Below are 7,635 nucleotides of genomic sequence, written 5' to 3' on the forward strand. Positions count from 1 at the left end.
GCGAGAGTGCCACCCGCGCCGGGCCCCGCCGATCCGGCGGCCTACGGTCGGCCCCCGATGCAAGAGTCAATTGCGATGAGCGGCGTCAACGAGATCCGGTCGACCTTCCTCGATTACTTCGCCAAGGCCGGCCACGAGCCGGTGGCGTCCTCGTCGCTGGTGCCGCGCAACGACCCGACGCTGATGTTCACCAATGCCGGCATGGTGCAGTTCAAGAACGTCTTCACCGGCGTCGAGAAGCGGCCCTACAGCCGCGCCACCACCGCGCAGAAGTGTGTCCGGGCCGGCGGCAAGCACAACGACCTCGATAACGTCGGCTATACCGCGCGGCACCACACCTTCTTCGAGATGCTCGGCAACTTCTCCTTCGGCGATTATTTCAAGCCGGATGCGATCGAGTTCGCCTGGACCCTGATCACCAAGGAATTCGGCCTGACCAAGGACCGGCTCCTGGTCACCGTCTACGCCGACGACGACGAGGCGGCCGACCTGTGGAGGAAGATCGCAGGCTTCTCCGATGAAAAAATCATCCGGATCGGCACCTCCGACAACTTCTGGCAGATGGGCGACACCGGCCCGTGCGGGCCTTGCTCGGAGATCTTCATCGACCAGGGCCCGGGCCTCCAGGGCGGCCCGCCCGGCAGCCCGGACGAGGACGGCGACCGCTTCCTCGAGTTCTGGAACCTCGTGTTCATGCAGTACGAGCAGGTCGAGCCGGGCAAGCGCCTCGCTTTGCCGCGCCCTTGCGTCGATACGGGCATGGGCCTGGAGCGCATGGCCGCGATCCTCCAGGGCGTCACCAGCAACTACGACACCGATCTGTTCCGGGCCCTGATCGACGCGGTCAGCCATGCGGTCGGGCGGCCGCCGGAGCCCGGCACACGGGCCTCCTACCGGGTCGTCGCCGACCATCTGCGCGCCTCCGCCTTCCTCGTCGCCGACGGGGTGCTGCCGGGCAACGAGGGCCGCGGCTACGTCCTGCGCCGGATCATGCGCCGGGCGATGCGCCACCTCGAACTGCTGGGGTCGCGCGAGCCGGTGATGTTCCGCCTCGTGCCGACCCTGGTGCGCGAGATGGGCCAGGCCTACCCCGAACTCGCCCGCGCGGAGGACCTCGTCGCCGAGACCCTGCGCCTGGAGGAGACCCGGTTCCGCCGCACCCTGGAGCGCGGACTCTCCATCCTCGATACCGAGACCCGCGAGCTCTCGGCCGGCCAGAACCTGTCGGGCGAGACCGCCTTCACCCTCTACGACACCTACGGCTTTCCCCTCGACCTGACCCAGGACGCCCTCAAGGCCCGCGGCATCGGCGTCGACACCGACGCCTTCGGCGCCGCCATGGAGCGCCAGCGCAAGGCGGCCCGCGCCGCCTGGACCGGCTCGGGCGAGGCCGCCACCGAGACGGTCTGGTTCGGCGTGAAGGAGCGCGTCGGCGCCAGCGAGTTCCTCGGCTACGAGACCGAGACCGCCGAGGGCATCGTCACGGCGCTCCTGCGCGAGGGCGCGGAGGTCGAGGCGCTGGCGGCGGGCGAGACCGGCCTCGCCCTCCTCAACCAGACCCCGTTCTACGCCGAATCCGGCGGCCAGGTCGGCGACACCGGGCGCCTGTCGGGCGCGGGCCTCGAGGCCCGCGTCACCGCCACCGAGAAGAAGCTCGGCGACCTCTTCGTGCACCACGTCACCGTGGACGAGGGCCGGCTCGCCCTCGGCCAGCCGGTTGAACTCGCCGTCGACCGCGCCCGGCGCGCGGCGATCCGCGCCAACCATTCGGCGACCCACCTGCTGCACGAGGCCCTTCGCCAGGTGCTCGGCGACCATGTTGCGCAGAAGGGCTCGCTGGTCTCGCCCGACCGCCTGCGCTTCGACTTCAGCCATCCCAAGCCGATGGACGAGGCCGAGCTGCGCGCCGTCGAGGAGATCGCCAACGCGGTCCTGCTGCAGAACACCCCCGTGGTCACCAAGCTGATGGCGCAGGAGGAGGCGGTGCAATCGGGCGCCCGCGCCCTGTTCGGCGAGAAGTACGGCGACGAGGTCCGCGTGGTCTCCATGGGCCGGCCGGTCGCCGACGATGGCGCCCCCAAGGAGGGCGGCCGCCTGCCGGCCTTCTCGATCGAACTGTGCGGCGGCACCCATGCGGCGCGCACCGGCGACATCGGCCTGATCTCGGTGGTGGGCGAGAGCGCGGTGGCCTCCGGGGTACGCCGGATCGAGGCGATGACCGCCCATGGCGCCCGCCGCCATCGCGGCCAGGAAAGCCGCACGCTCGGCCAGATCGCCGGGCTCCTCAAGGCGCCGGTGGCGGAGGTGCCCGATCGCCTCGCCGGGCTGATCGAGGAGCGCCGCCGCCTGGAACGCGACCTCACGGACGCGCGCAAGAAACTGGCGATGGGCGCAGGCTCGGGCGGCGCCACCAGCGAGATCCGCGAGGTCGGCGGCGTCAAGCTGCTGGCGCGGGTGGTGGAGGGCGTCGAGCTACGCGACCTCAAGAGCCTGGCCGACGAGGGCAAGACCCGGCTCGGCTCGGGAATCGTCGCGCTGGTGGGCGTCTCGGCCGACGGCAAGGCCGGCCTCGTCGTCGGGGTCACCGCCGACCTCACCGGCACCCACGACGCCGTCGCCCTGGTGCGCGCCGGCGCCGAACACCTCGGCGGCAAGGGCGGCGGCGGGCGCCGCGACATGGCCCAGGCCGGCGGCCCCGACGGGGCCGGCGCCGAGGCGGCGCTGGCGGCGATCGTCGCGGCGCTGGAGGCGGCGGGCTGAAGCCGGCCGCCGCCCTTACGGGCTCGATGTCGAAAAAGTTCAGTTCACCCGCTTCCAGGTCTGGCGCTTGCAGAACACGCTCATGACGCAGCCGGCCACTTCCAGCGTGTCGGGGCCCTTGATCTTGAGGCTGCCCGAGTAGGTCTTGCCGTCCTTGGGGTTGTAGAGGGTTCCGTCATAGCCGTCGGCGGTGGCCGAACGCACGTTCATGATCTGGACGCCGACGAGGCTGCGGTTCTTCAACGACGCGTCCGGATTGTTGGAATCGACGCCCGTGCCGGAGGTGCTGGCGATGGTGCCGCAGAAGCCGCCGCCGCAGCGGCCGATGCGGATCTTCGAGTCGCCGCCCTCGGTCAGCCACATCCCGGTGGCGTCCGCCGCCTTCTGCGCCACGGCGAGACCCGGCACGGACAGGCCCGCCAGCAGCGTGGCCGCGAGGACGACATGCGCGCGTCGTATGGATACCAAGGTCCCGCTCCTGTCGCCGGCGCCGCTCCGGCGCGTCGGGCGAGGGCATAGCGTGGGGCCGGCGGATCGGGCAAGCGGGCTTGACGCGGGGGCCCTATCGTCCCGAGAACCGCCGCGACCGCCGGGCGCCCCGGAGCAGGAGAGACGAACGATGCGCGTGATCGAAACCGACATCCCCGCGGTCAAGCGCGTGGTCCCCGTCCGCCACGGCGACGCGCGCGGCTGGTTCAGCGAGACCTTCCGGGCGGACGTCCTGGCGGACGCCGGCATCGCGAACGTGTTCGTGCAGGACAACCAGTCGTTCTCGGCGCCGCAGGGCACGATCCGCGGCCTGCACTTCCAGATCGCGCCAGCGGCGCAGGCCAAGCTGATCCGGGTCCTTTCCGGCAGCATCCTCGATGTCGCGGTGGACCTGCGCCGGGCCTCGCCCACCTTCGGGCGCCACGTGGCGGTGCGTCTCGACGCGGAGAACGGCGAGCAGCTGTTCGTGCCGGCGGGCTTCGCGCACGGGTTCTGCACCCTGGAGCCGGGGACGATGGTCGCCTACAAGGTCGACGCCTACTACAGCCTCGCCCACGACCGCGCCCTGGCGTGGAACGACCCCGAGGTCGGCATCGCCTGGCCCGTCGCCGAAGCGGAGGCACAACTCTCGGACAAGGACCGGGTCGCCCCGCGTCTGAGCGACCTGCCGGACCTGTTCTGAGCGCCTCAGGAGGCGAGGGCGAGCCCTTCCGCCACGGGTAGCGGCGCGGGGAAGCGGGCCTCCAGGCCCGTGACCGTCACCGCGAGGAGGTCTGCCACCGCGTCGATCGCCTCCGGGGAGGGACAGATCGCCCGGCCCCGCGCCTCCTCCTCGATGGACGCCAGCGCCCGCGCCAGGGCCCGGCCGCCGACGTTGAGGCTCATCGACTTGAGGCTGTGGGCCGCGCGGGCGGCGGCCTCGCCGTCCGCGGCGGCCGTCGCCTCGCGCAACTGGGCGATGGCGGCGGGGGCATGCTCGGTGAAGATTGCCACGACGCGCCGGGCGAAGGCGCCGTCCGACACCCGGCCCATCTCCTCGAGGTTGGCGATGGTGTCCTCGTCGAGGACGGCATCGGGCTCCTGAACCGCCGGCACGGGCTCGACGTCGCCGCCGTCGGCCACCGCGGCGCCGGGCGTAAGCAGGCGGGACAGGACCTCGGACAGGGCCTGGAGGGTGAAGGGCTTGGTCAGCGTGGCATCCATGCCGGCCTCGCGCCAGACGTTGGCGGCCGAGCCGACCACGTGGGCGGTGGCCGCCACGATGGGCATGCGGGCCACACCGTGCTCGGACTCCCACCGGCGGATCGCCCGGCTCGCGTCATAGCCGTCGAGCACCGGCATGCTGCCGTCCATGAGGACGAGGTCGTAGGGTCCGGCCTGGCAGGCGGCGACCGCTTCGCGTCCGTCGTTCACGGTCTCGATCAGGGTGATGCCGAACCGGGCCAGCGCCTCGATGGCGACCTCGCGGTTGACCGCGCTGTCGTCGGCCACCAGCACCCTGGCGTGGGGGAAGCGCGGCCAGGTGCCGTCGCTGCGCCTGGGCCGCCGCTCGGACCGGTCGAAGGCCGCATCGGTCGCCAGCACCGCGAGCACGACCGCGAGATCGTCCTGAACGAGGGGCCAGCGCAGCACCGCATCGGCGAGGCCCGCATTGGTGAGGGTCGTGGCCGAGACCTCGTCGAGACCCGCGACCGCCACGATCCGGCCCGGACCGGGTCTCGTACCGCTGGCGAGGAGCGCGCGGGCATCGACGAACCGATCGGCCTCCCCGGCGGCTTCGGCGGAAACCAGCGCGAAGCCGGCCTGGGCGAGGCGCTCGCACAGGACCTCGCGGGTGGCGCCGGGCGCCAGCGTCACCGCGACCGCACCGCGTGCACCGGGGGCGAGCGGGGGGGCGGCTTCCGTCCCGGCGGCGGCCGGGAGGGGGATCTGCGCCCAGAAGGTCGAGCCGGTGCCGACCTCGCTGTCGACGCCGATGGTGCCGCCCATCGCCGCCACCAGGCGCTGGGCGATGGAGAGGCCGAGGCCGGTGCCGCCGTAGCGGCGGGTGGTGGACTGGTCGGCCTGCGAGAAGGCGGAGAAGATCGAATCACGGGCCTCGGCCGCGATCCCGATGCCGGTGTCGCGCACGCTCAGGCCCAGGCCGCCGGGGGAGGGGGCGATCCGCACCAGCACCGAGCCCCGCTCGGTGAACTTGAGGGCGTTGTTGACGAAGTTGCCGAGGATCTGCCCGAGGCGGACCGGATCGCCGGTGATGTGGGCGGGGAGGTCCGGGGAGACGTAGGCGGCGAGATCCAGCCCCTTCTCCCGCGCCTTTTCCGAGAACAGCGACACCACCGTGTCGGCCACCTCGGCCGGCGACACGGGGATCGCTTCGAGGTCGATGCGGCCGGCCTCGACCTTGGCGAAATCGAGGATGTCGTTGATGATCGACAGCAGGGTCTGGCCCGAGCGTGCGATCACCTCGGCATGGCGGCGCTGGCGCTGGGGCAGGTCGGCGCCGGCGAGCAGTTCGGCCAGCACAAGCATGCCGTTGAGCGGCGTGCGGATCTCGTGGCTCATGGTGGCGAGGAAGGCGGATTTCGCGCCGTTGGCGGCCTCGGCCGCGTCCTTGGCCTCCAGGAGGTCGGCGGTGCGGTCGGCGACGTCGCGCTCCAGGCTGTCGCGATGACGGGCGAGGCGCGCATCGCGCTCGCGCACCGTTCCGAGCAGGCTGTTGAAGGTGGCGGCCAGCACGCCGACCTCGTCGTCCCGCGCGATCCGGGCGACCCGGCTGTAGTCCTGGTCGGTGCGGACCCGCTCCATGGTGCCGGCCAGGGCCGCGATGGGCTGGGTGATCGAGCGCTGCATCGCCCAGGAGACCACCAGCCCCAGCGCCAGCGCCACCGCCGAGCCGTAGGCGGAGGCCTCGACGATGGCCAGCAGGCGCGCGAACAGGTCGGAGGTATCGGCCACGAGCACCAGCGTGCCGACGACGCTGCCCTGGTGCACGATCGGCACGCGGACCTGCGCGGTGCGGGTGGTGAGGAGGTCGAGGGCGGAGACGGTGTGGTCGAGGTCGAGGTCGCTGGCCAGGCGGATGGTCAGGCCCTGGTCGGCCAGGGTGCTGCCGTCGGGCCGTTCGATGGCGGTGTAGACGAGCTCCGGCCGGCGGGCGATGGCGCGCAGGGTCTCGTTGGCGCTCCGGGTGTCGTTCTCGAAGGTCGCCCGCGCGGTGGCCGAGGCGAACACCTCGCCGGTGACGGCCAGGGCGTCGCGCTTGGCGGCGGCGTAGCGGTCCACCTCCTGCCACAGGCTGGAGGCGGTGCCGACCACCAGCGCCAGGGCGACCGAAGCGAACACGGCCAGCGCCATCCGCCCGGCCAGGGAATGGGTGAGGCGGCGGAGGGACTTTCGCATCGACGGTGTCTCGGCCCCGGCCTGGGGTGGCCGAGCGTAGGGCCGGGACGGTTGTCGCCGTCTTAAAATCCTCGCCGGCGGCCTCCGGGCCGGGAGGGATCAGTGCGACAGCACGGTATCGGCCGAGCTCGGGCCGACGCCCTCGGGGACGGGGATATCGGTGGTGCCGTAGCGGGCGTTGAGGACGAGGTCGGGCCCGTCGTAGAGGTTGATCATCCGGGCGATGATCACCGTGTAGGCCGACTGGTCGGCGATGGGCGGTGGTGCCGTAGCGGGCGTTGAGGACGAGGTCGGGCCCGTCGTAGAGGTTGATCATCCGGGCGATGATCACCGTGTAGGCCGACTGGTCGGCGATGGGCTTCTTCGAGTCGATGATGAGGCGGCCGGCGGGCAGGTAGATGGTGCCCAGCAGGTTGCGGGCCTCGTTGCTGATGATCCGGTACTCGCGCAGGCCGACGACGGCCCCGATCACGGACGGCGCGGGCCCCTTGCCGCTGAGGGGCGGCGGCAGCGGCAGGAGGTTGATGAGGGCGCGGTCCTCGAAGAACAGCAGTCCCGCCATGATGCCGTGGGACGGCGCGGGCCCCTTGCCGCTGAGGGGCGGCGGCAGCGGCAGGAGGTTGATGAGGGCGCGGTCCTCGAAGAACAGCAGTCCCGCCATGATGCCGTCCTTGGGCGCGGTCAGGCTGATGACGCTGTCTTCGTCGAACAGCAGGCCGGCGCGCAGGCCTGTGAAGTAGAAGCCGGTGTTGGTGCCGGTGAACGACGACCCCTTGTCCACCACCAGGGGCCCGCCGGACATGATGTAGATGCCGGGCTTGAGCGTGACCTTGGCGCCCTTGGTGATGTGCAGGCCGCCGCAATAGGTGCCCGGCTCCAGGGTCGCCGTGGTGCTGACCACCTGGGTGCCGTAGAGCGGGCTGTCGATCCCGTCGAACAGCATCTTGGGGCGCGGTGCAAGGCGACGAAGGGCTTGGTCGGCGGATC

Annotated in this window: 5 protein-coding genes; 3 read left to right on the plus strand and 2 right to left on the minus strand. The window is 71.9% G+C overall.

Annotated features, from left to right (window positions below; translation table 11 throughout):
- Positions 1–75 precede the first annotated feature (75 nt).
- Positions 76–2,760, plus strand: coding sequence for an alanine--tRNA ligase (alaS, locus tag ASG59_RS04395; protein WP_056407180.1), 2,685 nt, complete (start codon positions 76–78; stop codon positions 2,758–2,760).
- Positions 2,761–2,799: 39 nt separating this feature from the next.
- Here the strand turns inward: alaS and ASG59_RS04400 are convergent, their stop codons facing one another.
- Positions 2,800–3,219: a DUF2147 domain-containing protein gene (locus ASG59_RS04400; RefSeq protein ID WP_244472296.1), complete on the minus strand. Its 420-nt coding sequence runs from the start codon at positions 3,217–3,219 to the stop codon at positions 2,800–2,802.
- 160 nt (positions 3,220–3,379) lie between these two features.
- Between ASG59_RS04400 and rfbC the strand changes: the two genes are divergently transcribed.
- Entirely contained in the window at positions 3,380–3,931 is a 552-nt protein-coding gene (rfbC, locus tag ASG59_RS04405; RefSeq protein ID WP_056407183.1) for a dTDP-4-dehydrorhamnose 3,5-epimerase, read from the plus strand.
- Between the two features lie 5 nt (positions 3,932–3,936).
- Here the strand turns inward: rfbC and ASG59_RS04410 are convergent, their stop codons facing one another.
- Positions 3,937–6,648 carry an ATP-binding protein gene (locus ASG59_RS04410; protein ID WP_056407186.1) on the minus strand — a complete coding sequence of 904 codons (2,712 nt, stop codon included), beginning with the start codon at positions 6,646–6,648 and terminating at the stop codon, positions 3,937–3,939.
- Between the two features lie 253 nt (positions 6,649–6,901).
- Here ASG59_RS04410 and ASG59_RS20265 point away from each other — a divergent pair.
- Positions 6,902–7,635, plus strand: a 734-nt coding sequence (locus ASG59_RS20265; protein WP_156399103.1) for a hypothetical protein, incomplete at its 3' end; no start/stop codon positions are given.

The organism is Methylobacterium sp. Leaf466 (assembly GCF_001425565.1).
Lineage (GTDB): Bacteria > Pseudomonadota > Alphaproteobacteria > Rhizobiales > Beijerinckiaceae > Methylobacterium.